General features: G+C 54.2%; 22 protein-coding genes and 1 tRNA gene. 10 read left to right on the plus strand and 13 right to left on the minus strand.

Annotated features, from left to right (window positions below):
• Positions 1-14: 14 nt before the first annotated feature.
• Positions 15-509, plus strand: coding sequence for a MerR family transcriptional regulator (locus tag GSQ86_RS19515; RefSeq protein ID WP_158751862.1), 495 nt, complete (start codon positions 15-17; stop codon positions 507-509).
• Positions 510-567: 58 nt separating this feature from the next.
• Positions 568-831, plus strand: a complete 264-nt coding sequence (locus tag GSQ86_RS19520; protein WP_158751863.1) for a hypothetical protein — start codon at positions 568-570, stop codon at positions 829-831.
• 68 nt (positions 832-899) lie between these two features.
• On the opposite strand, the gene GSQ86_RS19525 is transcribed toward GSQ86_RS19520, so the two are convergent.
• Together GSQ86_RS19525 and GSQ86_RS19530 are read right to left on the minus strand one after the other, a co-directional pair.
• Positions 900-1,250 carry an STAS domain-containing protein gene (locus GSQ86_RS19525; RefSeq protein WP_158751864.1) on the minus strand — a complete coding sequence of 117 codons (351 nt, stop codon included), beginning with the start codon at positions 1,248-1,250 and terminating at the stop codon, positions 900-902.
• 19 nt (positions 1,251-1,269) lie between these two features.
• Positions 1,270-1,740 (minus strand): ATP-binding protein, encoded by a 471-nt coding sequence (locus tag GSQ86_RS19530; protein ID WP_371720682.1) that lies wholly within the window; start codon positions 1,738-1,740, stop codon positions 1,270-1,272.
• Between the two features lie 160 nt (positions 1,741-1,900).
• Here GSQ86_RS19530 and GSQ86_RS19535 point away from each other — a divergent pair, with 160 nt between their 5' ends.
• Positions 1,901-3,154, plus strand: coding sequence for a magnesium transporter MgtE N-terminal domain-containing protein (locus GSQ86_RS19535; protein ID WP_158751865.1), 1,254 nt, complete (start codon positions 1,901-1,903; stop codon positions 3,152-3,154).
• Between the two features lie 93 nt (positions 3,155-3,247).
• Positions 3,248-4,504 carry an NRAMP family divalent metal transporter gene (locus GSQ86_RS19540; RefSeq protein WP_158751866.1) on the plus strand — a complete coding sequence of 419 codons (1,257 nt, stop codon included), beginning with the start codon at positions 3,248-3,250 and terminating at the stop codon, positions 4,502-4,504.
• Positions 4,505-4,768: 264 nt separating this feature from the next.
• Here GSQ86_RS19540 and GSQ86_RS19545 read toward each other — a convergent pair whose 3' ends face one another.
• Positions 4,769-5,026, minus strand: a complete 258-nt coding sequence (locus tag GSQ86_RS19545; protein ID WP_158751867.1) for a helix-turn-helix domain-containing protein — start codon at positions 5,024-5,026, stop codon at positions 4,769-4,771.
• 439 nt (positions 5,027-5,465) lie between these two features.
• Here GSQ86_RS19545 and GSQ86_RS19550 point away from each other — a divergent pair, with 439 nt between their 5' ends.
• On the plus strand, positions 5,466-6,911 hold the full coding sequence (locus tag GSQ86_RS19550; protein ID WP_158751868.1) for a sigma-54-dependent Fis family transcriptional regulator: 1,446 nt from the start codon (positions 5,466-5,468) through the stop codon (positions 6,909-6,911).
• A 6-nt stretch (positions 6,912-6,917) separates the two neighbouring features.
• Here GSQ86_RS19550 and GSQ86_RS19555 read toward each other — a convergent pair whose 3' ends face one another.
• The 5 genes from GSQ86_RS19555 to GSQ86_RS19575 form a co-directional block, all read right to left on the minus strand.
• Positions 6,918-7,151 (minus strand): glutaredoxin family protein, encoded by a 234-nt coding sequence (locus tag GSQ86_RS19555; RefSeq protein WP_158751869.1) that lies wholly within the window; start codon positions 7,149-7,151, stop codon positions 6,918-6,920.
• A 45-nt stretch (positions 7,152-7,196) separates the two neighbouring features.
• Complete coding sequence (locus GSQ86_RS19560) at positions 7,197-9,386, minus strand: penicillin-binding protein 1A (protein ID WP_254062503.1); 2,190 nt, start codon at positions 9,384-9,386, stop codon at positions 7,197-7,199.
• 41 nt (positions 9,387-9,427) lie between these two features.
• Positions 9,428-10,657, minus strand: coding sequence for a S41 family peptidase (locus GSQ86_RS19565; protein WP_158751870.1), 1,230 nt, complete (start codon positions 10,655-10,657; stop codon positions 9,428-9,430).
• A 75-nt stretch (positions 10,658-10,732) separates the two neighbouring features.
• Positions 10,733-10,809, minus strand: a tRNA-Met gene (locus GSQ86_RS19570).
• A 93-nt stretch (positions 10,810-10,902) separates the two neighbouring features.
• A complete protein-coding gene (locus tag GSQ86_RS19575) occupies positions 10,903-11,637 on the minus strand; it encodes a sulfite exporter TauE/SafE family protein (protein WP_158752441.1) in 735 nt (244 codons plus the stop codon).
• Between the two features lie 156 nt (positions 11,638-11,793).
• Between GSQ86_RS19575 and GSQ86_RS19580 the strand changes: the two genes are divergently transcribed.
• The 3 genes from GSQ86_RS19580 to kdsB are packed head-to-tail and all read left to right on the plus strand — an operon-like array spanning position 11,794 to position 14,618.
• Positions 11,794-12,378 (plus strand): TetR/AcrR family transcriptional regulator, encoded by a 585-nt coding sequence (locus GSQ86_RS19580; RefSeq protein ID WP_158751871.1) that lies wholly within the window; start codon positions 11,794-11,796, stop codon positions 12,376-12,378.
• A complete protein-coding gene (locus tag GSQ86_RS19585) occupies positions 12,359-13,843 on the plus strand; it encodes a nitrilase-related carbon-nitrogen hydrolase (RefSeq protein WP_158751872.1) in 1,485 nt (494 codons plus the stop codon). The genes GSQ86_RS19580 and GSQ86_RS19585 overlap by 20 nt, the downstream gene beginning before the upstream one ends.
• A 28-nt stretch (positions 13,844-13,871) precedes the next feature.
• Positions 13,872-14,618 carry a 3-deoxy-manno-octulosonate cytidylyltransferase gene (gene kdsB, locus GSQ86_RS19590; RefSeq protein ID WP_254062504.1) on the plus strand — a complete coding sequence of 249 codons (747 nt, stop codon included), beginning with the start codon at positions 13,872-13,874 and terminating at the stop codon, positions 14,616-14,618.
• 31 nt (positions 14,619-14,649) lie between these two features.
• Here the strand turns inward: kdsB and GSQ86_RS19595 are convergent, their stop codons facing one another.
• The 4 genes from GSQ86_RS19595 to GSQ86_RS23170 form a co-directional block, all read right to left on the minus strand.
• Entirely contained in the window at positions 14,650-15,951 is a 1,302-nt protein-coding gene (locus tag GSQ86_RS19595; RefSeq protein ID WP_158751873.1) for an amidohydrolase family protein, read from the minus strand.
• A 51-nt stretch (positions 15,952-16,002) separates the two neighbouring features.
• Entirely contained in the window at positions 16,003-18,078 is a 2,076-nt protein-coding gene (locus tag GSQ86_RS19600) for a beta-galactosidase (protein ID WP_158751874.1), read from the minus strand.
• A 58-nt stretch (positions 18,079-18,136) separates the two neighbouring features.
• Entirely contained in the window at positions 18,137-19,306 is a 1,170-nt protein-coding gene (locus GSQ86_RS19605) for a Xaa-Pro peptidase family protein (protein ID WP_158751875.1), read from the minus strand.
• Between the two features lie 315 nt (positions 19,307-19,621).
• Positions 19,622-20,377: a hypothetical protein gene (locus GSQ86_RS23170; RefSeq protein ID WP_216841218.1), complete on the minus strand. Its 756-nt coding sequence runs from the start codon at positions 20,375-20,377 to the stop codon at positions 19,622-19,624.
• Positions 20,378-20,757: 380 nt separating this feature from the next.
• Between GSQ86_RS23170 and GSQ86_RS19615 the strand changes: the two genes are divergently transcribed.
• On the plus strand, positions 20,758-21,204 hold the full coding sequence (locus tag GSQ86_RS19615; RefSeq protein WP_158751876.1) for a hypothetical protein: 447 nt from the start codon (positions 20,758-20,760) through the stop codon (positions 21,202-21,204).
• 737 nt (positions 21,205-21,941) lie between these two features.
• Here GSQ86_RS19615 and GSQ86_RS19620 read toward each other — a convergent pair.
• Positions 21,942-22,859: a glycosyltransferase family 2 protein gene (locus tag GSQ86_RS19620; protein WP_216841219.1), complete on the minus strand. Its 918-nt coding sequence runs from the start codon at positions 22,857-22,859 to the stop codon at positions 21,942-21,944.
• Positions 22,860-22,994: 135 nt separating this feature from the next.
• On the opposite strand from GSQ86_RS19620, the gene GSQ86_RS19625 reads away from it, so the two are divergent.
• Positions 22,995-24,197, plus strand: a complete 1,203-nt coding sequence (locus GSQ86_RS19625) for a glycosyltransferase family 1 protein (protein WP_158751877.1) — start codon at positions 22,995-22,997, stop codon at positions 24,195-24,197.
• Positions 24,198-24,206 lie beyond the last annotated feature (9 nt).

Consider the following 24,206-nt stretch of genomic DNA (forward strand, 5'->3'; position numbering starts at 1 on the left):
GTCATCCGCAGGCGATGCAGACAGACCGCTTCACCACCAGCGATGTTCTCCGATTGACAGGCGCTACCGCGCGCCAGCTGCAGTGGTGGGATGAAAAACGCGTCGTAGTGCCGGAGCGCGAGGGCCGCAACCGCATCTACTCGACCGCCGATCTGGTTGAAATCCTCGTCATCGAAGAGCTTCGCCGCAGGCATATTTCGCTCCAGCAGGTGCGCCGTGTGCTACGTTTCCTGCGGAAGGAAGTCCATTCGCGGCTGGCCGATATCGTACAAGGCCACGAGGAACATCATCTTCTCCTCGACGGGAAACACATCTATCTCGAGTCGGATTCAAAGCAGATTGTCGATCTCATGCGCAACACTGATCAGCCGATGCTGTTGATATGTCTGACGGACACTGTCAGCCGGCTGCAGGTCGACTTGGATCAGGTTCTGACCAAAGAGCCAGCGAAACCGGCAGCAAAGCACCGGAACAAAAGGAGGGCACCGGAAGAATCGAGCGCAGCGTAAAGAGGCCGCCACCCCAAGGCATAAATTAGAGCAAGCCCTTAAAAACAGGAGGTCATCAATGTCCGCAGAACTGCAGTTGCTTGAAGAATGGATCCCCGAACAAATGGAACCAGGAACCTTGTTTGTGCTGGAAAACGCAGGCACAATGGGCGATGCAAAAAATCCTTATTGGGCCGTGCTGGCCTGTCCCAGCTGCGGCGCACTCGGACTGATTACCCGAGCACAGTTTGCCGGTCTGGAGTCAATGATCTGCGGCGCAAACAACTGCTCGGCGGAATACTTCCTGCGCGAGGATGAGATCGAATACCGCAAGCCAAATTAGATATAAGCTGCAATCGACAGAAAAAGGCTGCCGAAAGGCAGCCTTTTCTTTGCAATGTGCGCGAGAGTTTAAGCGCGGTTGAAAGAAGCGATCGCGCTGGCTTCGTCGTCCTTGACATCGAAAACGGTGTAAAGCTTCGTGATCTGGAGCAGATCATGAACCTTCTTAGTCAGGTTCAGCAGCTTCAGCTCACCGCCCTGATTACGGACTGTGGTGTAGGCGCTTACCAGCTCGCCGATGCCCGAACTGTCAATATAGTTGACATCCCCCAGGTTCAGCAGGATGAGTTTGGATCCCTTTGCCAAAAGGTCCCGAACAGCATCACGCAACTGCACACTGCCTTCGCCGAGGGTAATGCGGCCACTAAGATCGAGAATGGTTACACCGTCCACCTGACGGGTATTCACCTTCATGCTCACGTAAAATTCCTCCTTAAAACTAACTGCCGGTTTGGGCGGTACCAAGATGTTTGATCAGTGTCAGCTCGGTTCCAGGATGCAATTGCTTGAAGTGTACCTCATCCATAAAGGAGCGGATAAGAAAGATTCCACGACCTGAGCCACGCAGCAGATTTTCCGGCGCGAGCGGATCGGGAAGCGTCTCGGGGTCCAGTCCCTTGCCCTGGTCGGCGATGCGAATCACCAGTGCCTCCCCGGTGTTTTCAAAGGATGCAGTGATGCGTTTCTCCGGGTCGTAAGAATTGCCATGCAGGACTGCATTGACTGCCGCCTCCCGCACCGCCATCGCAATGCGGAAAACCTCGTCTTCGTCCATGCCAGCCTTCTTCGCCATCTGCTCGGCGGTCTGTTCCACACGGTTCACGCTGTCGAGCGAGGATTCGAGCGTATACGTTATCCGGCCTGCTTGCGAACCTGTCAATTGATGTTCCTCGCCATGCTGCATGGACATCCTTAATTTTTATCCTGTTGTAGGGCAGTTTGCTTGTTGGACGGACTAATGTCAAGCCGAGCCGCGGCCCGCTCGTGGAAATATGCGCTAAATCGAAATCTCGCCTCTATAAGCAGCCAGCGGCGCAGCCTGTTAGACTGCACGCGGGACGCGAATTGAGATGAGTGAAAAACACAATGGCCCAAGCCTGAGCCTGCTGTTGGGGACGCCCGTGACCGATTCCCACGGAGAGCTGCTTGGGCGGCTAAAAGATGTTGCCGTGGCCACAGGCTCTGAGGCTGGCAGTATTGCCGGGGTTGTCCTGAAGACGAAGGCCGGACTGAGACTCGTTCGCCCAACCGAGGTAAGCGTTATGGCCAGCGGGGCGCTGGTGCTCAGTTCCCGCGAGGCGCTGCAACCTTTGCGCGAGGACGATAACTTTCTTCTTCTCCGGCAGGACCTTCTTGATCGCCAGATTATTGACGTTCACGGACGAAAAGTCGTCCGGGTGAATGATGTCGATCTCCAGTGGTTTTCGCGCGAGGAGAAGCAGGACTTGCGCGTGCGCGAGGTCGAGGTGGGGCTCAGAGGGGCGATCAGGCGGCTGCTTCTTGGAGTTATGCCAAAACAGGCAATTGATCGGTTTGCGCGTCAATTTCCGGCTCGCGTCATTCCGTGGGAATTCGTGGATGTAATCGAAGTCGATCCGGCCCGGCGCGTGAAGCTGAAGATCGAGCATGAGCGCCTCGCCCAGCTGCATCCATCGGATATTGCCGATATTTTGGAGAGCCTCGCCCCTGCAGAACGCGAGGCGATTCTCACCACTCTCGATGAAGAGGTGGCGGCCGAAACGCTTGAGGAAGTCGAACCAAAGCTGCAGAAGGCTCTCGTGGAATCGCTATCCTCGGAGACGGCAGCCGCGATCGTCGAAGAAATGGATCCGAGCGCCGCCGCCGACCTCCTGGCCGAGCTGCCGGACGAACGATCGGAAGCCATTCTTGAAGAGATGAACCCGGAAGAGAGGCAGGAAGTAGAAGACCTACTTGAATTCCGAGAAGATTCCGCTGCCGGCCGCATGACTACCCAATTTGTGCAGGTATCGTTTGAGGCAACTGTATCGGACAGCGTAGAAGCGTTGCGTGTTTTTGATGGCGATCTGGAAACGATTACCGAGGTATACCTTGTCGACGATCAGGAAGTTCTGAAGGGTATAGTTCCGTTGGGCAGAATTGTGCTGGCGAAACCAGAGACGCGGCTGGCCGTCCTTGCTGAGCCGCGATTCATAACCTGCAAGGAAAACGATCATCAAAAGTATGTGGCGGAATTGTTCGACAAATACAACCTGCGAGCGTTGCCAGTGTTGAACGATGGAGGCCAACTAGTCGGCGTCGTCGAAGCGGACCATGTCATCTCATTTCTGAGAGACAGAATTTAGCCCTGACAACGACTTTTATTGATGCTGTTTGAGCATGATATGTTCGCTTAGACCGCTCCGCAAAATTCCTAAAACTCGAGAGACAAAACCCACATGTTGAAGCGTTGGAGAACCCGGATACTCTTGTTTCTTGCTGTACTGGGGCCGGGATTTATCACTGCCAACGTCGATAACGATCCGAACGGAATCCTCACGTATTCGCAGTCAGGTGCGCAGTTCGGATATTCACTGCTCTGGACCATTATTCCCATTACTCTTGCGCTGATCGTCGTGCAGGAAATGTGCGCACGTATGGGTGTGGTGACAGGCAAGGGACTGAGTGATTTAATCCGCGAAGAGTTCGGACTGCGCATGACGTTCATCATCATGGTGCTGCTGGTCGTCGTGAACTTCGGCAACGTGATTGGAGAATTTGCCGGCATCGCAGGCAGTCTGCAACTCTTTCATCTCTCAAAATATATTTCGGTACCGATCTGCGCCGCTCTCGTGTGGTTGCTGGCCGTTCGCGGAGATTACAAAAGCGTAGAAAAGATTTTCCTTACGGCATCGGTTTTCTATATCGCCTATATCATCACGGGGGTTTTATCAGGCCCAAGCTGGCATGAGGCTGCGGTTGCAACCATAAAGCTACCGTCGCGAAGCGCCTGGCAGCAGCGTGGTTATCTATTCATGGTGGTGAGCGTGATCGGCACTACGATTGCCCCGTGGATGCAGTTCTACCTGCAGTCTTCCATCGTAGAAAAGGGAATCAACATCAGGAAATATCCAGCGACCCGGCTGGATGTGATCGTAGGCTCGATTTTTACTGATGTTGTGGCATGGTTCATTATCGTAGCCTGCGCAGCCACGCTTTGGACGCATGGGCTGGGAGCGATCACCATGCCGGCCGATGCCGCGGAAGCTATGAAGCCGCTAGCTGGTTCATACGCGTTTTTGCTCTTCGCTTTTGGGTTGTTCAATGCGTCGTTTTTCGCGGCTTCCGTTTTGCCGCTTTCGACCGCCTACACCGTTTGCGAAGGCATGGGCTTTGAGTCAGGAGTGAACAAGAGCTTCAGTCAGGCACCCTTTTTTTACTGGCTTTACACACTATTAATTGCCGGCGGTGTAGCAGTTGTCTTGATTCCCAATTTTCCCCTTGTTCAGTTCTCCATCTTTTCGCAGATGCTGAACGGGGTTCTTTTGCCTATTGTGATCATTTTCATGCTCCTGCTGATCAATCGCCAGGATCTGATGGGAAAACATGTCAACTCCGTCTGGTTGAACGTTGTGGCCTGGTTGACGGCAGCTATTGTTACAGTTTTATCGGCAATTCTCACTTACCAGCAGGTAGAAGGCTTCTTCAGGCACTGAACCCTCAAAAAGAAAGCCCCAATCTCTGCGGAAGATTGGGGTCAGGAGGTATTGGTGTGTTTCAAGAGACAAGATGATAGTAGGGCAGGGCAAAGCGAACGTCTTGAATCCGACGATTGCTTTTTATCTCCACCTTTCGGTGGAGCCACGACCTGTCGATGGAAGTCTTCCTGATACGCGTAGCAGCCCGTGCACCGCGGAGAGATTCAGAGATGGGAGGAGCTTCGACCTCGAGAAAACAACACAATTGCGGAATCGCCGGTTTTATTTCGGCTGTATCTCGTGATCGAGGATGGAGTTGTCTTCTGTAATCAGAACCTTATGGAAGAGCCATTCCGGATCGGAGTGCAGGATCTCTGCAATACGGGCTCGGAGACTGTCGTTGGGTTCGCGAAAACCGTTGATAATTTTGCTCAGATGAGCCTCATCAATGCCCAGAATTTTGGCCATGCGATTCTGGCGCAGACCGCTGGTATAGATTCGGAGCTTCAGATTGGGATAAATGTCACGATGAATAGGCACTATATGTATCCAATAGTTTTGTTTGGAAGCAGGAAAATCGGCGCATTCTCCATCGCTTCGTATGTTTGACTGGGAAAGGTGCAATTGTCTGGCCAAAGAATGGACTCTGCTAAATTCAACATTTTGTTGCTATTCCTGTTTGATTCAGGTAATAAAGATGCTGCATTTTCGCCATTCTTGCTAAACAGCCGATAAGTTTCCCAAATAATATGCCTGAGGACAGACGGCCGAGGGTAACTTACTTTCGGTTACGCGCTGGCAAGACGTGGAAAGTAATTAGTAATCAAGTGCAAAAGAGGTATTGTTGTCGCCGTCAGGGGGTGTAACAGTAGGAGCGCAGGGCATATTCTTGGTGGGGCCATCAAAAAGTTGTTGAAAGGCTGAGATGGGGTACACCCCTCTACTCGCATGTCCCCGCGAACGGCGATAGCGAGGGCTCATGGAAACGGTACAGGTAGTCCAGGATCTGCGAAGTGAGGGAAGCATGTTGTGCGAGATTGTCATAGCGGGTGAATACCGCGATGTGCATCGATGCTTGAATGAAGAGTTGGAATTGGAGAAATACAGCCTTTTAGCAGTGAAAGGTATCCCTGAAGCCATTGCCTATCTACGCGATCCCGGCTGCGAAGCATCAGTCGCGGTCTTCTGCAACGTAACCATGCGACGTGAGCACGACTTCCACGAATTATTGGAACTCGCCGTGATTCATCCGCACCTGCAGATGCTGCTGTTGCCGGAAAACCTGCGAAGCCTGCCCCACGATCTGCCCGTTAACAACGAAAACATCCGCATTGTTCAAAAATCGTCGACATTCGATGGTCTGGTTGACTCCATTCGCGAGGCGGCTGATTGTGCCGACATTTTGCTCGAGAGGGCTCATCAGGATGAAAGGGAAGAGGCAGCAGAAGTCTCCAGCGGGGGCTCGCCGTTGTTCTCCACTACCTTTCTTACACGTGTGGGCATGGCGGATGTGCCAGTTCTCCTGCACGGAGAAACGGGTGTAGGAAAGGAAGTGATGGCACGCCGCTTGTGCGCGTATTCGCCGCGCGCCAGGAAGCCGTTTCTCAAGCTGAACTGTGCAGCTCTGCCTTCGGAACTTGTTGAAAGCGAACTGTTTGGCTACGAAAAGGGAGCATTTACCGGAGCAGCCAGCGACAAACCCGGCAAATTTGAAGTGGCGCAAGGTGGAACGATCCTGCTGGATGAAATCGGCGACATGGATATTCGCCTTCAGGCGAAATTGCTTCAGGTTCTCCAGGATGGAGAAATTCAACCTTTGGGCAGCAACAGGACTGTCAAAGTGAATGTGCGCATCCTGGCTGCGACGCATCGTGATCTACGCCGGGCAATCGAACAGGGCACCTTTCGCGAAGACCTCTACTATCGCCTGAACGTCATCAACATCACGATTCCGCCACTGCGGGAGCGCAGGAGTGAAATTCTTCCGTTGGCCGATGCGTTGCTCCGCCGGCATTTACGCAACGGTGCTCCGGTGCCTCTTCTTACAGACGAACTCCAGGATGCCATGCTGGCCTATTACTGGCCAGGAAATGTGCGCGAACTGGAGAACATGATGCGGCGCTTTCTCGTGTATCAAAGCGCGGATCTTCTGGTGCAGGAATTGAAGCAAGGATGCAAAGCCAGCGTGGCAGTCGCGCTCTCGAGCCATTACCGTGTGCCCGGCAATGAAAACGCCTCTTCCATCGATGATGTTATTGAACAGTCACGAAAGGCTGAATCAAAATTGCTCTTGGAAGCTCTGGAAGCGACCCGCTGGAACCGCCGCCAGGCGGCGGCGAGGCTGAATCTCGAGTATCGGGCGTTCCTTTATAAGCTTCAGAAGTATGGAATTGCGGAAAGACGGGAGCGAGACAAGGCGGTATGAACCGCCTCAGCCAAACAGGGTTTCCAGCCTGTCCATATCGAAGCCGATCATGACTTCACTATCGATAACGATGGTTGGGGTGGACTGACTGTTCAGGTCCATCAACTCCTGTAGCGCCTTGGGATCGGCGGTTACATCCTTGTATTCAAAGGGGATCTCGCGCGAGTTGAAGAAATGTTTTGCAGCGAAGCAAGGAGGACATCCGGGCTGGCTGTAGAGAATGACACGTTTCTGCGACATACCGAATAGATGCTGCACTTGTGGTGCAAGTTTCAATGAATTGCTCTAATGGAGCCGCGCCAACCGGATAGCGCTTGTTTTCTGATCGCCCGGAAAAACTTCGCTATCTTTACCAGCAATCGCCGTCCGCATAAAGTCCATCCAGATCGGCAAAGCTGCTCTGGCGCCGGTTTCCTTATCGCCGAGAGAGGTGCGGTTGTCATAGCCGACCCATACGCCGCAGGTGATCGAAGGCGAAAAGCCCACAAACCAAGCATCCGTGAAATCGCTTGTCGTGCCCGTTTTTCCGCCAATGGAGTGATTGAGCGCTGCTGCGGCGGCGGCCGTGCCGCTGCGTGTCACTTCCCTCAACAGCACCATCATGGTGCGTGCCGTCTTTGCGCTGGTAGCCTCAGTCACCTCCGGCGATTCCTCGAGGAGCGGAGAACCATCTGCCCTCGCCACTCGACGGATCAACCGCGGCGCAATGCGTATTCCGTCATTCGGAAAAGCAGAGTAAGCAGCCACCTGCTGCTGAAGCGTTACTTCTACTGCGCCCAGGGCAACCGGAAGAAACGCCGGAATATTCGATGTAATGCCAAACTGATGTGCTACCTCGATGACTTTGCGGATGCCGACATGATCGGCGAGTTTCAGCGCCGGGATATTCCGCGAATCAGCAAAAGCCTTCAACAGGGTAATGTTGCCTAGATAATTGCCTTCGTAGTTATGCGGAGTGTATCCGCCGAACGAGGTCGGCGCATCCAGAATTTTCTGATCCGGAGTAGCCCCCTCTTCGATGGCAGCCGTATAGACATATGGCTTGAACGAAGATCCGGTCTGCCGCTCGGCCTGCGTGGCACGGTTGAACTGCGACATGTTGAAATCGCGACCGCCGACCATCGCCAGAACGTCGCCGGTGACATTGTCCATTGCCATCAGCGATCCCTGCGTGCCCGAATCTTCTTCGAGTGTGCCGCGAAGCACTTTGCCATCCGACTGCGCGAGATGGACGTAGATGATGTCGCCCTCTTTGAGGAAGCCGTCCGCGGTCTTAAATCCGGTCCATGCCCAATCCTCTGTAGTAAGGACGAGCTGTTGATTCCCCACGCGCGCTGTTACCTGGTAGGGAAGCACGCCCGTGACCAGGGCGTGGATATAGGTGCCGGTTTCGGGTGGCACTGTCCAGTCCGGATGCCTGAATCCCTCCATGTCCACGCCACCCGAGATGACATTGAGCAGGTGCCCTCGCCATTCGTGACGGCGCTCGTACGCGGTTAGTCCATCGAGAACCGCCTGGTTTGCCTTCTGTTGCAAATCAAGATCGAGCGTGGTGTAGACCTTCAGCCCGTCCTCATGTACCTGATCGGTGCCGAGTTTTCGTTCCAGCTCGCGCCGCACTTCTTCGATGAACCAGGGAGCGACACTGTTTGCCGGCGGCTCGATATGCAACCCCAGCGGCGCGGAGCGTGCTACGTTGGCCTGTGCTGCCGTGATCTTGCCATCTTCGAGCATGGCGTTGATGACCATGTTGCGGCGGCGGAATGCCTTATCTGGATTCAGAATCGGAGAATATTCGGATGGACCTTTCGGCAGACCGGCCAGCAGTGCAGCCTCTGGCAACGTGAGATCGCGAGCATGCTTGCTGAAATAGTATTCCGACCCGGCTTCGAAGCCGTAAACGCCATGCCCCAGGTAAATCTGGTTGGCATACAGGGCGAAAATCTGCTGTTTTGTAAATCTTCGCTCGATTTGAATTGATAGCAGAATCTCCTGCAGCTTGCGCCCAAACGTGCGCTCGCTGGAGAGAAATAGATTCCGCGCCAACTGCATGGTGAGCGTCGATGCTCCCTGTGCGCGGTTTTTCGACGTCAGATCGTGATAGGCCGCGCCCATTACACGAAAAAAATTAATGCCCCAGTGGCTCTCGAAGTTCTTGTCTTCGATGGAAACGACAGCCTCACGCAGAAGCGGCGAAAGATCGTTGTAATTTACGACGACACGACGCTCCAGTGCGAATGAGCCGAAGACGCGCCCATGCGTGTCGTATAGATTTGTGATCGTATCGGGGCGATAACGGGTCAGGTCATCGATCTGCGGAAGATTAACTGAATAGACGAGCATTAGGCCGGTCATGGAGCCGACGGCCGCCGCCAGCAGAAGCAACACAACCAGCGCAACGCCACCCGCGACCTTGCGCCGTCCTGCGCCGGGGCGAAAACCGCTGCCGGTTACTTGAGGGCGTTCGTTTAACAATGTGTATCCAGTGACTCTAGAACCGCCAGGCTGCGGTGGGTTCAGGCGTTCTTCTGCTTCAGAATATCGAGCGCCTTATTCAGCTGATCATCTGTCTGAGGTTCCGGCTTCTGCGCAGTCTGCGCTCCAGCCTCAGGCTCAGCGGAAGCGGCCAGATACTGGTCGATGCTCGGACCCACTACAACGTTCGGCATCACAGCCTCGTCCTGAATCTTCTTACCCGATGGAGACTCATACTTTGCAACAGAAAGAATCAACGCGGCACCGTCAGGCAGTTCAATCGTCTTCTGCACCGTGCCCTCGCCAAAGGTACGATCGCCAACAACATCACCGCGCTTATCGTCCAGAATAGCCGCTGCAACCAATTCACCGGGTCCGGCCGTGCCGTGGTTCACCAGCACCACGAGGGGGGCGGAGGTGACAAACTTGGCTGGTTCCGCGCTGAAGGTTTCCTTCGGCATCTTCTGCCCCTCAAGCGAAGCAATGGTGCCGCTTTGTAGGAATGCATTGGCCAGCCTTACAGCTTGGGTCTCATCGCCTTCGGTTACGTCACGCAGGTCGAGAAGCACCTTCTTATTGCCGCTTTTCTGCATCGAGCGCAAACGGGTTTCAATCTCAGTGACGCGTTCCTTATTTAGAACAACGGGCTTGAGATAGAGAATGCTGGAGTTTTCATATTCCTGTTCGCCCATTGCTGGAACGGCAATCGCCGTTCGCGTGAGGGTGATCTTGTCGGGTTCGGATTTGCCACGGTTCAAACGCACCAGAGAAAAGGTAACGTCGGTTCCGGGCTTCCCAGCCAGCAGCAATCGAATCATCGCCAGCGACATTTCGCGCGTGGACTGGCCGCCAATCGATTCGATGATATCTCCGTCCTGGATCTGTTCGCGCTCGGCAGGGCTGCCCGGCATAATCGAGACAACCGTCGCATATCCGACACGCTTGGAGACATTCAGACCTACCTGAGCTGTTCCCTCCGCGCTGTGTGCTTTATAGGACGTGTACTCAGCCGGGGTCAGATAGCTTGAATCGGAATCGAGAGATTCCAGCAATCCGTGGAGCGCGCCTGTCGTGACATTGCCGATACTAGGCTCGACGACGTAATCGCTCTGAATCTTGTGCAGTACTTCTTCATAGACGCCCATCTGGCGATATGCGCCGTCGTTTTGCGTCCCGGCTCTCACGCCGCTCAGGCCGAATCCACCAAGGAAAACGACGACAACAAGAAGGACAGATATAGCGAGGATGGCGCGCTTAAAACCCTTAGACATGGCAAGACTCAGGCAGCCGGAAGCTGTTAAGAGAATCATACTCCAGCCGGATGGGTTTTGTTGGCGGGGTTCGCTTGGTGGCGGCGGGTAGAATCGAACTACCGACCTACGGGTTATGAGTCCGTCGCTCTAACCATCTGAGCTACGCCGCCGGTTTTCAGGTGGGAAAATCGCTGAAAAACTACCTTTCTTATGATACGAACGATGCGGCGGATGGTCAATGCCGCCATCCATTTACGTCCGCGCTAGCGCATGGATTGCAGAAGCAGCAGCACCCCGATACAGGCCAGTCCGAGATAAATGTATTTCATAAAGGCGTCCCCATGAAGCCGGTGATTGACTGCGCGGCCAAGAATAATTGCAGGTAGAGCAGCCGGCAAGGAAACCAGATAATAATGTGTCACGATAGGTTTCCACAGACCGGCAGCCCAGTACCCGGCCATGCCGACGATACTTGCCGGCAGAAAATAGCCCTGCAATGTGGCTCGAAACTGCTGCGCAGACCAGCGGCGCATGGAGCCGTAAATTGCGAGCGGCGGCCCGTTCATCCCATACGCTCCGCCAAGCACCCCGGCACAGAAGCCAAATCCAAGTAGCCAGCTGCGTTTATCGCTCGACAGCTCGGGTGGTCGCTTCACCATCAGCGAGTACGCAGAAAAGGCCACAATAAAGATGCCCAGGATCGCTTTGACTGTTCGCTGATGACTGCTGGTCAGCAGCATAAGGCCGATTGGAATACCGAGAAGCGTGGCCATGATCAGCCAGCCCGTGCTACGCATATGAATTTTCCGCCAATCCTGCGCCACGACGACAGCGGCAACGGTGATCGACATCAACACGGCGACCGGAGCTGCGACGTCGATAGGAATAAAGATCGCAAGCAGTGGAACAGCGACGAGAGCCTCGCCAAATCCAAAAGTTGATCGAATCAAGGTAGCGAAAAAGATGACTAGAAGAACGTCCAGCGTCGTGGGGGCCATAGCTGAGTCGGCATGCTCCGGAAGAGAATTGAAAGCGCTGGGGACGGTCTTTCTATGTTCTATTTTATCGTTCGCTTCAGCGACGGGGGGCACGCTAGCGTATTTTTCTCGGAATAGATATACACTGTATAGTTGTCTGATATACAGTGTATAGCTATGGACGACACAACTACCTCACATCGCATTGCAGATGAGGCACTCATTCTTTTGGAAGAGGAAGGCGAAAGCGCTGTGAGCATGCGGCGCGTAGCCCAAGCCGTGGGTATCACGCCGATGGCGATTTATCATCATTTCCCGAGCAGGGAAGCCTTATTGAATTTCGTCGTCGATCGCGAATTCGGAAAATTTCTCGGCTATATGCAGGCGCGTCCTCTGCGCGGTTCCGTTCAAACGCGGCTGCTGGGCAGCATGGATTCGTACATAGATTATGCCTTCGAACGTCCGCGGATCTTCGATTACGTCTTTACTCAGCCGAGACCGAATGCGCGTCGCTATCCGGACGATTTCCGCGCTCGGCGTTCACCTACGCTTAATCCCATCGCCGATCTTGTGGCCGAGGCCATGAAGTCCGGGTATCTGAAACGCGATGACGTCTGGGAAATCGCTCTCGAATTGTGGGCACATGCTCATGGTTACGTCACGCTTTACCGCGGAGGCCGCTTCCATCTTTCGGAAACGGAATTCCGCGCACTTGTACGTCGCTCGCTCAGGAGATTGCTTCATGGACTCAAAGCTGAATAGTACTTCTCTTGCCGCACTCTGCCTTACATTGTCTGCGGCTTTGCTTTTCTTGGGTACCGGACTTGCCCCACTCTGGCCTCTCACCTGGCTTGCCCTCATTCCCGTGCTTTGGATCGCGCCGAGAGTTTCCGCGTCTACAGCATTCTTGATAGCGGCAGGCGCTTTCGCGCTTGGCAGTCTGAACGAGTGGTATTACCTGGCGATCGTCATTCCGGCATGGCTTTCAATCATGAATTCGGTTGCGCCGGCATGCATCTTGGGCATCGTTGTTCTGTTCTTCCGCAATAGAGTACTGAAAGGGCGCTTATGGCAAGCAGCGCTGATTGTTCCCCCCTTCTGGGTCACCTGTGAATATGTGAGGTCGATCGTCTCCGTTCACGGAACGATTGGAAACCTTGCTTATTCTCAGATGAACTTTCTGCCCATTCTCCAAGTCGCTTCAGTCACAGGCATATGGGGCATCAGCTTTTGCATATTGCTATTTGCGGCGACAATCGCGGCGCTTTTCAGCTCAGGTCCATCCGAGGTGAAACAGATATTGGCGGGTGGCGTAGCCATTTTTCTGATCATGGTCCTTGGTTATGGGTTCTGGCGTCTTGCAGCAACGCCGAAAAACTCGCCTACGGTTAAGGTTGGCCTCATTGCGTCTGACGACTCGATGAATCTCATTGTTCCAACGCCGGAAGATGCTGCGTATGCCTTCGATCGCGACGGAAAGAAGATGTTGTCCATGGCGCCTCAGGGTATTCAACTTTTCGTGCTGCCTGAGCACAGCGGGCCGATTCTTGATTCCACAGTCGCCGCGACAGACGCCACCTTTGAGCGCCTCGCGCAGCAGACGCACGCATTCATCGCTATCGGCGTGGACCGCATCTCGCCGAAGGTCTCATGGAACCAGGAGCGACTCTATGCCCCCGATGGCACACTGCTCGCAACATATGACAAGCATCATCTTCTGCCACATTGGGAGGACCAGTTCACGCCCTCATCGAGTCGTACGGCGCTGTCTGTGCCGTACGGTGCCATGTGCGCGGGACCGGATGCACCGAAGCCAACCGCCGTTTCCGCAACTGCAGGCAAGTGGGGCCTTGAGATTTGCAAGGATATGGACTTCCCGAAGCTCAGCCGACAATATGCCCGAGATGGCGTAGCCCTGATGGTAGTTCCTGCGTGGGACTTCAGTCTGGACGGATGGCTACATGGACGCATGGGCATCATGCGCGGAGTCGAAGGCGGCTTCAGTATTGCGCGTTCGGCAAAGAGGAGTATTCTCTACGCAACCGATGACCGCGGCCGCGTGCTTGCGGAGCGCGACACCATGTTCGCATCCTTTGCCACGGTGGTGGCTAATGTTCCAGTGCGCCACGACCCCACAATTTACGCCCGCTTTGGAGACTGGTTCGCATGGTTGAATATAGCGTTGCTGGTTGGATTGCTGGCGGCTCCCTTAGTTCGTCGCTCTTGATTACACTAGCGGTAACAGGAGCATCTTTTTGCGCATACTTGGTGTTATTCCTGCGAGGCTCGCTTCAACCCGCCTGCCTCGCAAAGTGTTACGGGAGATTTCCGGCGAACCCATGCTGGCCTTGGTATATCGAGCTGCGCGCGCCTGCACGCAGCTTGATCAGGTGCTGATTGCAACCGACTCGGAAGAAGTAATGGAGTTTGCCGAGTCCCGGAGCTTTCCTGCCGTCTTTACTCCGGAGGACTGCGCCAGCGGTTCGGATCGCGTTTATGCAGTTGCGCAGTCGATAGCCGCGGATATTTACGTGAATATTCAAGGTGACGAGCCGCTGCTTCGTCCCGAACACCTGGACGCACTCCTTGAGCCGATGGCGCGGCCAGAGGTAGAAGTGGCCACTCTTTCGACACCGTGCCTGCCAGATTTAATAAAGAATCCAAACGCAGTGAAAGTCGTGACTGCAGCTGATGGCAGGGCACTCTATTTCTCTCGCGCTACCATCCCGTTTGATCGGGATGGCGTCGGCAATGTTCCATATCAAAAGCATCTCGGTTTCTACGCCTATCGAAAGGAAGTATTGAACCGCTTTCCTAAACTGCCGCCCAGCAGACTCGAAACGATCGAGCGCCTGGAGCAGTTGCGATTTCTCGAAAACGGAATCTCTGTCTATGTCACTTCCACGCCCTTTGACACGGTGGGAGTCGATACAGAAGAGGATCTGGTCGCAGTCGAAAAAATTCTACAAGCTCAGAAAGACAAACAGGCGCAAACTCCCTGAGTCGAATGGCAGCGCGTGGAGGCTCTGCGGATTATTTTGACTGCGAGCCGCTGCGATAGATAACGCCATCCTTCATCACGAAATCCACTTTTTCCATCACGGAAATCTGATCGAGAGGATTGCCCGGCACGGCAACAATATCTGCAAGCTTTCCCGGCTCAACCACGCCGACTTTGTCGTTAAGATGCATCAGCTTCGCTGCCTGCAGAGTTGCGCTCTGCAAAGCCTGCGATGCGGGCATGCCATCGCGCACAAGTGTTGCGAATTCTTTCGCTGGATCCGTCGTCCAGGGAAATGCGCCGGCATCCGTGCCGAAAGCAATCTTGAGATGCGCAGCCATGGCGCGCCGGAAGGTATCTGCGTGCGTCTTGATCATCTGTTCATAGACCGGGTTGCCATCACTGGCGCGTCCTTCCGCAACCGCCTCCAGCGCATACGTGGTAGGCACGTACCAGATACCTTTAGCGGCCATTGTCTTGATATCTTCCGGAGCAATGTAGTCGCCGTGTTCCAGCGTATCCACTCCCGCCGTGACGGCGTTATGCACACCGTGCAATCCCATCGCATGCGCGGCTACCGGATGATTCTGACGATGCGCCTCATCGACTATCGCTGTCAGCTCGTCGACCGTGAACGTGGGAATATCATCGAGCACTCCATCCGGTCGAAGGAAATAACCGCGGTCGACGTAGACCTTAACCCAGTCGGCCCCATACGAAATCTGTTCGCGCACAGCCTTGCGGCATTCATCGGGGCCGTCGCAAAGCTGCACACCATGGGGCACGTCCACGCCATATGCGTAACCGAGCAGCGGATAAGCGCCGGTTACATCGAGCGCGCGTGTGGCCACCTGCATGCGCGGGCCGGGAACCACTCCCTGTTCGATAAGGCGTTTGATATCGACATCGGCGTAAAGCGCACCTTCGGTTTCGAGATCGCGAATCGTAGTGAATCCATAATTGAGAGCTTTGGTCGCTGTGGCAGCACCGACAATGGCGCGATACGCCAGAGACTGCTTCAGCAGTTGATCCGCATAGGCGGAAGCGGTAGCGTCACCCTGCAACAGGACGTGCGTATGCGTGTCGATCAGTCCCGGAAGACAGGTTTCAGCGGAAAGATCGGTCACGCTCGCACCGCTCGGAACGTTCTTTCCCTCTTCGACGCTGATGATTTTGTTGTCTTGAATCTCGATCACAGCGTGCTGACGAAGTGTGCCGCTGTTGCTGTCAAAAAGCGCGCCGCATTGAAGATAGTGTGTTGCATTCTGGGCAACGGCGAATGGGCAGAACAAAAACAGAGCTGCAGAGAGAGTTTGGCGAAACGTTGGAGTCATTGCGGGGAAGATATCATCCCCGCAATGCTAGAGCAAGATCACGCGTCTCCACTACTTTTCGCTGAGAACATCCACCCCGTAGGCCGGTAAATCAACCGAAGTACGCGAACCATCTCCGAGCAAATCGCGCATCTCGTGTGGAAGTTTCACATGCGCTTTCGCAGTGTTGTGATTGATAAGAATCAGCACTGAGTGGCCATTTCCTTTACGCTGGCATACCTCTACTCCGTCTGGCGCGTCAGGGAGGATGGGCTTCACGCCATGTTGTTGGAGAAGGGAAGAAGTCAGCTTCGCCAGTAGATCATCATCGATCCACGCGCCAACATAAGTGATGGTCCCTTTGCCTACCTTGCGTGTAATGGCGGCAGGTTGGTTGTCGAGCCAGCCATTGCTCGCGCCGTAGCGCAGTAGCACCTGCGTATCTACGGCCTTGGCGCTAAGCTGCTCCGCCCAGAGCGATGCCGATCCCGATCCCGTATCGCCGCTGACCGGAACCTTGTCCTCGAGTGCATAAAATTGCTCAACACGGCCGCCGAGCGCGTCGACCAGGGGCCCCGGCTGGCGTTCGACATTCAGCGCGTCGTACTCGTCCTTCATCCCCGAGCGCGGACCAAGCACCAGGTTGCCACCCTGTTTCATATAAGCGAGCAGATGGTCTGCCGTTTCCTTCGACAGCACATTCAAGCCGGCTGCGACCACCAGCTTGTATTTATCAAGTGAATCGTGCACGGAAATCACGTCGACCGACTGCGCCTGCTTGTAGAGCGGGCCGTAGAAGTTGACCATCTCGGCTACCGGGTCGAAGTTGCGATTATGCCGCTGGAAGTTGATTGCCCAGCGGCTGTCGTAATCATTGATGAGTGCGACTGAGGATTGTGGGGTTGTGCCCTCCAGAGCCTTGCCGGTTTTATCGAACTCCTCGCCAACCTGTTTGACTTCGTCATAGACAGGCACCGGCGTACCATCCGCGCCGACCAGGACACCGTGATATTGCTCCTGTCCATTCAGCGCGCTGCGCCACTGCCAATATGCCACAGCATCCGCTCCATGCCCAATGGCCTGCCATGCCATATCGCGTACCTGCCCGCGGGCAAGTGTCGAATTGACGGCATGCCAGTTCACGAAGGCCGGCTGTGTTTCCATCACCCAGAAGTTCTTGTCCTTAAATCCGCGAGTCATATCGTGGCGCGCGCCATTGTCCAGCCAGTCATAATGTTCGTCGCCGATGTAGTCGTCCCACGCGGCAATATCCAGGTTCGAATGAACAACGTATTCGTCGAAGCCATCAAACCAGCCCATTGTGTTGGTCGTAATAAACTGCCGCTTGTCAGCATGTGGGCGGATAGCGCTGATCTGGTTGGCCGAATAACTCTTCCATGTATCGCTGACAAAATGTTTCCAGTCGAGCAGCAGGCCAGGATTCTCGCCTTTCTCCCGCACCGGAATCTCATCGAAGTTGTCGTACGTCTGGCTCCAGTAGCTCGTCGTCCAGCGGTTGTTCAGGTTGTCGATTGTTCCGTATTTGGCCTTAAGCCATGCATGGAACTGCGCCTTCGCTTCCGGATCGAAAGAGGGCGCGGCATATTCATTGTCAAGCTGCCATCCGACGACATTTGGATTGTGGCCGTAGCGCTCCGCCATCTTCTCTGTGATCTCATGAGCAAACTTGCGATACCTTTCGCTGGCAAATGAAAATTGCTGACGATTGCCATGCTCATCGCGCACGCCCTTTTCATCCATGCGCAGCGTGTCAGGATATTTTGTCGTCAGCCATGCAGGCGGAGCAGCGGTAGGTGTTCCCAACACGACGCAGATGTGATGCTTTGCGGCAAGCTCAATCGCACGATCGAGCCACGCGAAATCATATTTGTCTTCCGCTGGCTCCATTACACTCCAGGCAAATTCTCCAACGCGCACCAGATGAAGATGAGCCGCTTCCATCAACTCCAGATCAGCTTCCCACCGCGATTCGGGCCATTGCTCCGGATACCACGCTGCTCCAAGCAGGAGAGGCGGTTTCTCTGCATATTGCGTGGCCTGCGCTGAGGCAATGGACAGTGAAGCGAGCCCAACCGAAACAGAAGCTGTGCAAGCCATAATAAGGTGAAGTGTTTTGCGGGCCAGCATGTAATCGATTACCTCCTGTGACACCCGATCCGGATCGGACCGACGTATAGATCGGAAATCAACGAATCAAAACGTTCGCTGCTGGATAGATCACTCCCTCGATTGCGATCTGCATCTCCGGCAAGGATGGCGTCTTCGTCAACACGTCAATGGAGCCATTCTGAAGGAGCGCCGTATCTTCGACCTTGGCTCCGCGAATACTCGGGTTCCACGCCAGTGCTTCACTTGCAGTGAGCGTTTGATTACCTGCAGGTGTGGCAACCCACTCGCGCTCTATGTAGCCTATAGGTCCTCCCTGGTGATGTAGTTCTTCCTCGCCGGCAAAGCCTGTATCACGATAAGCCTCTTTAGCTACTGTGAAGAGTTCTGAGGCGGTGGCGCCGGCACGGCTCGCATGCAGGAGTCGAGCGTTGACCACAGCACACGCGGCAAAGGCATCTACAAGCTGCTGAGGAGGAGGCCCAAAGTGCACAAAGCGGGTGATCGAAACAGCCAGCCCCCATTTGCGCGCGCAGAGATTCAGCATTCCATAGCGATCCAGCACTGCACCGCGTGATACTGCATGCTTGTATTTGTAAATGCGGTTGTCCGCCGCCATCAGCAGCACGGTCGGCAGAATGCCTTGCGCTATCAATGGCGCAGCCACTGCAGCAGACATTTCAAATTCGGTCATACCGGGCTTTAATTCTGTCAATGCTGTAATCGTAGCGTCGGCAGTATGTTGCGCCAGCCAGTGAAGCCGCGCTATCTCTCCCGCCGTCAGCGGTGTTCGCAACGGCGCGAGATTGATCGATATCAGCCCCTCGGCCGTACTGTCTGTGCCGATTGCGCCATCGCTCACGATGCGGCGAACGGCATTGAGATCATTTTCATACCACGATGCAATGACCGGTTCATATCCCAGCCCTGCAAACTCTTCGTCCGCCAAGCGGGCTGCTTCATTGTTTGGAGCCAGGTAATACTTCCGCCCATCTCGTAACAGCAGCAGCGAGGTCACCGCCGTCTCTGAAGGAATGGCGACACGCGCCTCCACAGCTCCAGCCGTTGCCCACGCGATATTCTCGTGCCGCCGTAGCAGGATTCCAGAAAGTTGTCTGCGGTCGAGCAGCTCTGCGATGCGTGGCCATTTCTCATCGATTTCCGCAATGCGAGACTCAGTCCCGAGGGCGGTGAATTCCGCGATCTCACGATCGTTGTCAGAAACAGTTTGCTCTGTGTGGCTGCTCATGCATCTCCTAAAATAAATCGATTTTCTATGCTGCTTCTCGTTGATTAATCTATACGCATAGGCTTGTCATGCGCAAAGAATGTTAAGGTTGGCCCGGCAACAGCAGAATCCCTTCCCCTTATGTAGGAAGCTGTGGCACTCTGATTAATACTGGCGGAGCAGCGGATGCACAACCGCAATAACGTGTACTATCGCTCCTATTATCAGGAATGGCGCTGGCTTATCAGGTTGTCACCCATCCGTACGATCTCGAATGAGTATTCCAAATGAAAACAGCCGCCCCAAGGCGGCTGTTTTCATGTCGATTGAATGAGATTATTCGTGCGGAGGTAAAGTCAGTGAGTGCGCCAGTTTGAAGCTGAGCACAGTTTCCGGTTCAAGCGAAATGTCCCGGTTGTTGCCTGTCAGGCCAGCACCCGCGGTACCTGCGCCAGCACCCGCAAGAGCGCCTATAGCCGCGCCTTTGCCACCGCCGGCAAGGCCGCCAATCAGAGCGCCGGCGCCGGCGCCCCCGCCGATAAAGCCGGCAGTACGTTTGCCTTTGCCGGTTGTCTGCTGGCTGTAAACGCTGGTGGTGATCGGATAGTTGTTGCCGTGTACCGTAATCGACTGCAGAGTAACACCCAGGGCCGCCGCACCCTTGAATTTCCCGGCGGATTTTGCGTCGGTTACCGTGCCGCTGACTGATGCGCCCGCTGGGACCGCCCTGACCCCGCCAACCGTGATGGAGTTAGTCAGCGTCCCAGTGAAGCCCTCTCCCGCGGCGCTCGTCTTCGAACTTAAAGGGCTGCCGAGTCGGACAGACAAAGTGGTTCCCGCCGGAATCACGATCGGTTGCGGTGGTGGCGGCGGAGGCGCTGCCTCAGCCGCCGGAGCCGTCGCCGTCGGGGCGGGTTGGCCTGCTGCCGGAGCCGCCGCAGGCTGTCCCGGAGCCGGAGCCGCTGCCGGCTCACCCGCCGGCGCCGCAGGTTGTGACGTTGCCTGCTCCTGATCCGAAGACTTCTTGCATCCAGAAATCAACAATCCTGTCGAAAGCAGCGCGGTGAGTATATAAAGATTTGGCCGGTTCATGATTAACCTTTCTACCTGAGGTGACAACCTACGACTTAGCACGAAGATTACCACCCTCGGGTAGCGTCTGCATACAAAGGGAAAAGCTGAAGATGGCGGCCTTTTCCCTCCATCTCCTCGCGTCTGATCGATGTTCATCTGGCCACTTTTGGGGCCGTCACGCTGCCAGATAAGTCCGTCATTCAAGTCAATGGCTAATAGAAAAGCAGGTAGTTAGACTGATGTACGCGGAAACTCCGCCTCCTGTGAATCGCGGCCAGCAGTCGTCTTTCCTGTGCCGGAAAGATGGATGAAAGTGGAATACTTGAGGAAGCAAGAATTGTGGAGTCTAATTGCAGTTGTGCGATAACGAATGACTGATACAACGCCTTGAGGTGTGTATGAGGGTTGAATCCACCGTATCGGATCCGGCGGTTCTAAGCTGTTGGAAGGATATTGCCCGCTACCTGGGCAAGGGAGTTCGCACTGTACAACGATGGGAACAGGAGTTCGGTTTGCCGGTCAGAAGACCGAGCGGCGTGGATCATAAGAGTGCTGTCATCGCTCATGCCCGGGATCTGGATGCGTGGATTGCATCGCGTTGGTCTTTACGTGAAAAACTCACGAATAGTCCGCCAAGCAAACTGGCAAGGACAGAGTGGAAAGATACAATTCAACGGTCGCGTGCATTGCGGGAAGCCCATGGCGCTTTGGTTCATGAGATGTCCGATGCGCTCAGAATGCTGATTCAAAGTTGCAGCCAATTATCGAAATATCAGGCGATGATGGCATCTCAATCGCTGGTCCCGGCCTACAGGCGCCTAGTTGACGAGGAACCTGGAGGTTGAATGCTGCCAGGTTGCGATCTCGCGATCGGCAAGAAATATTTGTTGATTCAGGGAAAATCACCTAAGAGGGCTTACTCGCATGGCTCAACAGAGCGATGTGCATGTAATTCTCCTGGAAACGAGAGAGACGAGAGCCAGAGCCTCTCTTGTCTTGCAGGAAGCTTCAAGATTACGACTCAGGCTCGCGGAATCATTGCAACGATTCCACGAATTACGAAACCAGCGGCTCCAGTTCATCACGCAGGCGAATGTCACAGCGCGAGAAATGACAGATTCTCCTATTTCTGCATCCAATAATCAGTAGATCAAGGGCCGTCTTAACCGAGTAATTCCGGCTGGCTCCTCTTGAGAGGTGCCAATGTGGATTTGACGAGCGAGTATTGTGAAACGCGGAAGAGCCTTGAAGAACGCGGCTGGATTTTGACCAGCAGACTGTCCAGCTTGGCCTCCCGCCTATTTTTCTTAGCATCTAGGGATCATAAGTCTTTTGATGAAACCACGATCAAGTGCATAGAGACGCGAGGCGAATTAAAGAAGTCGCGGCTGCTCCTTCATGATCATCGCGCCAAGCATGGTTGTTAATCCTTCAACTCTTTGGCATCCGTCCTAATAATGTCGCACAAAATCCGGTATATCCAGTTCGTAGTCTTCTCTTGAAGATGTGGGTTAGCAGCGCACTCTGATCGCGCGGATCGACAATTGCGCGCTCATGCAAGGAACCTCTGGCTTTCGATGAACTACGATTCTCTGCCTCTGCATTCGGTCAATGCAGAATCATCTAATCCCTGTTGCTCGGAGAGCAACAAGCTGGTCTTTCTATTAAGCTTTTTCCTCTCTGAATCGAGGATCCAGCCCCATTTTCCGAAGTACCGGAAACTGGAACGCAGGTGGTAGGCCAGGAGTTTCGGATTGCGATAAGATCCCTTAGCATATCCATGAGTTACAGACACTTCAGGGTAATAGACTGTCTTGTATTTGGCGGCGATCCGACGACAAAGGTCGAAGTCTTCCATGTACATGAAATAGCGCTCGTCAAAACCGCCGATCTCTCGCAGCGCCGATGACCGCAGGAGCATAAAGCATCCTGAGAGACAAGGCACCTCTCTTGGCTTGTCCATGTCAAGATGCCGCAACTCATACCGTGCGCGTTGCGCTTTAAAGAGCGAGCTACCCAGAAAACGGCGGACGAACAAATCCAGGGGCGACGGCAGTTGCTTACACAAGCGCTGTTCGCTTCCGTCAGGATAAAGGATGCGGGGCATCACAAGCCCAACGTCAGGATGCTCTTCCATAAAGCGATAAAGCGAATCAAGGACCTCCGGATCGCAGCTGATGTCGGGATTGACAACAAGATGATACTTAGCTGGTCTGCAATGCTTTTTTATGGCAAAGTTATGTCCTGCTCCGAAGCCAACATTTCGGTTCATGCGAATATATTCGGCGCCGTAACTTTCCACGCAGGAACGAAGGGATTCGCAGGATGAATTGTCAATCACCACGACCTGGCGCACAGATTCGCTCGCCCGCACTGACTGCAATAGGTCGCCGATCTCCTGCGGAGAATTACCATAGGTGACGAGAGAGGCTGTAATGCAATTGAGCTCAGGTTTTGCTTGTACCTCATTTTCGCAAGTCCGAGGTGATTCCTGCTTCAAGCTCCTTGTCTCCTTCACGATTTTCCCCGGCCCAGCTTAGACGTGGCTGCCATACAGTACGAATCTGACGGGCGATAAAATTACTTATCGCCTTGAGTATACTAATGCGATAAGCACGGCGATATCTGGCACGCGATGAAAATATTGATTGACTTCACCCAGATCCCTGTTGTGCGCACCGGGGTAGGGGTCTACTCAGAGAATCTGATACGGGAACTCGTGCAGTTGATTCGCCCCGAGGACGTATTATTCCTATTAATTCAGGACGATGAGGTTGCACTGCGTGAAATTGGGGGAGTGCATCCCAATATTCAATTTGTTTCCATACCTTCCAGATATTTCCGAAAGCGCGCCCTGCTTTTTGCCTTCGAACAGTTCATTCTGCCGGTCATGCTGCTTCGGAAGCGGATCGATGTACTTCATTCGCTCCATTACACGCATCCATTCATTTCACCTTCGAGACGGGTTGTGACGATTCATGACCTGACGTTTCTTCTTTATCCCGAACTGCACACGCTCGGTCGCCGCCTTATCATGCCGCTGTTTATACGGCATGCTGTCAGGCATGTTGAAGCGGTGATCTTCGTCTCAAATTCGGCTCGTGAGGATGCGAATCGTTTGGTGCCCGGGGGAAAAGCGCTCGAATCTGTCATTCCTCTTGGAGTGAATCGCAGCCTTTTCGAGGCTCCTGATTGTGATGAAATTCAAAATGTCCTCCAAAAACTAAACATAGAGCGACCATTCTTGCTCTTCATCGGGACGATCGAGCCGCGAAAAAACATCATTCGCCTCGTTCAGGCGTTCGAGATGGTAGCGGACAAGCAATCGGGCATTGTTCTGGTGTTGGCCGGTAAGTTCGGCTGGGACTATGCGGAGGTTCTTGATGCAATCGAAAATTCGCGGCATCGGAATCGCATTCGGCTCGCGGGTTTCATCACTGACGTCGAAAAAAAGGCGCTCCTCAACTCCTGTGAGATTCTCGTCTACCCTTCTCTCTATGAAGGTTTCGGATTGCCGGTGCTTGAGGCCATGGCGGCAGGCGCGCCGGTCATCACCAGCAACTTAAGCTCTCTGCCAGAGGTGAGCGGAAACGCAGGCATACTTATCAATCCGAAGGTTATTCCGCTCCTTGTTAGCGCGATTTTTGGAGTGCTGGCAAGTGCAGAAAAGAAGATCGCTATGCGAACGGATGGAAAACAGCGCGCATCGCTATTTACTTGGAAAAATACAGCGCGACTCACGTACGAAACGTATTGTCAGGTCTTGGGGATACGCGAAAGACATGACCAGCCGTCTTTTTCGGCAACCGAAAAGGCAAATTCTGATTTCTTTTTGTAAAATCACTCC

The sequence above is a fragment of the Acidobacterium sp. S8 genome, from assembly GCF_009765985.1.
GTDB lineage: Bacteria > Acidobacteriota > Terriglobia > Terriglobales > Acidobacteriaceae > Alloacidobacterium.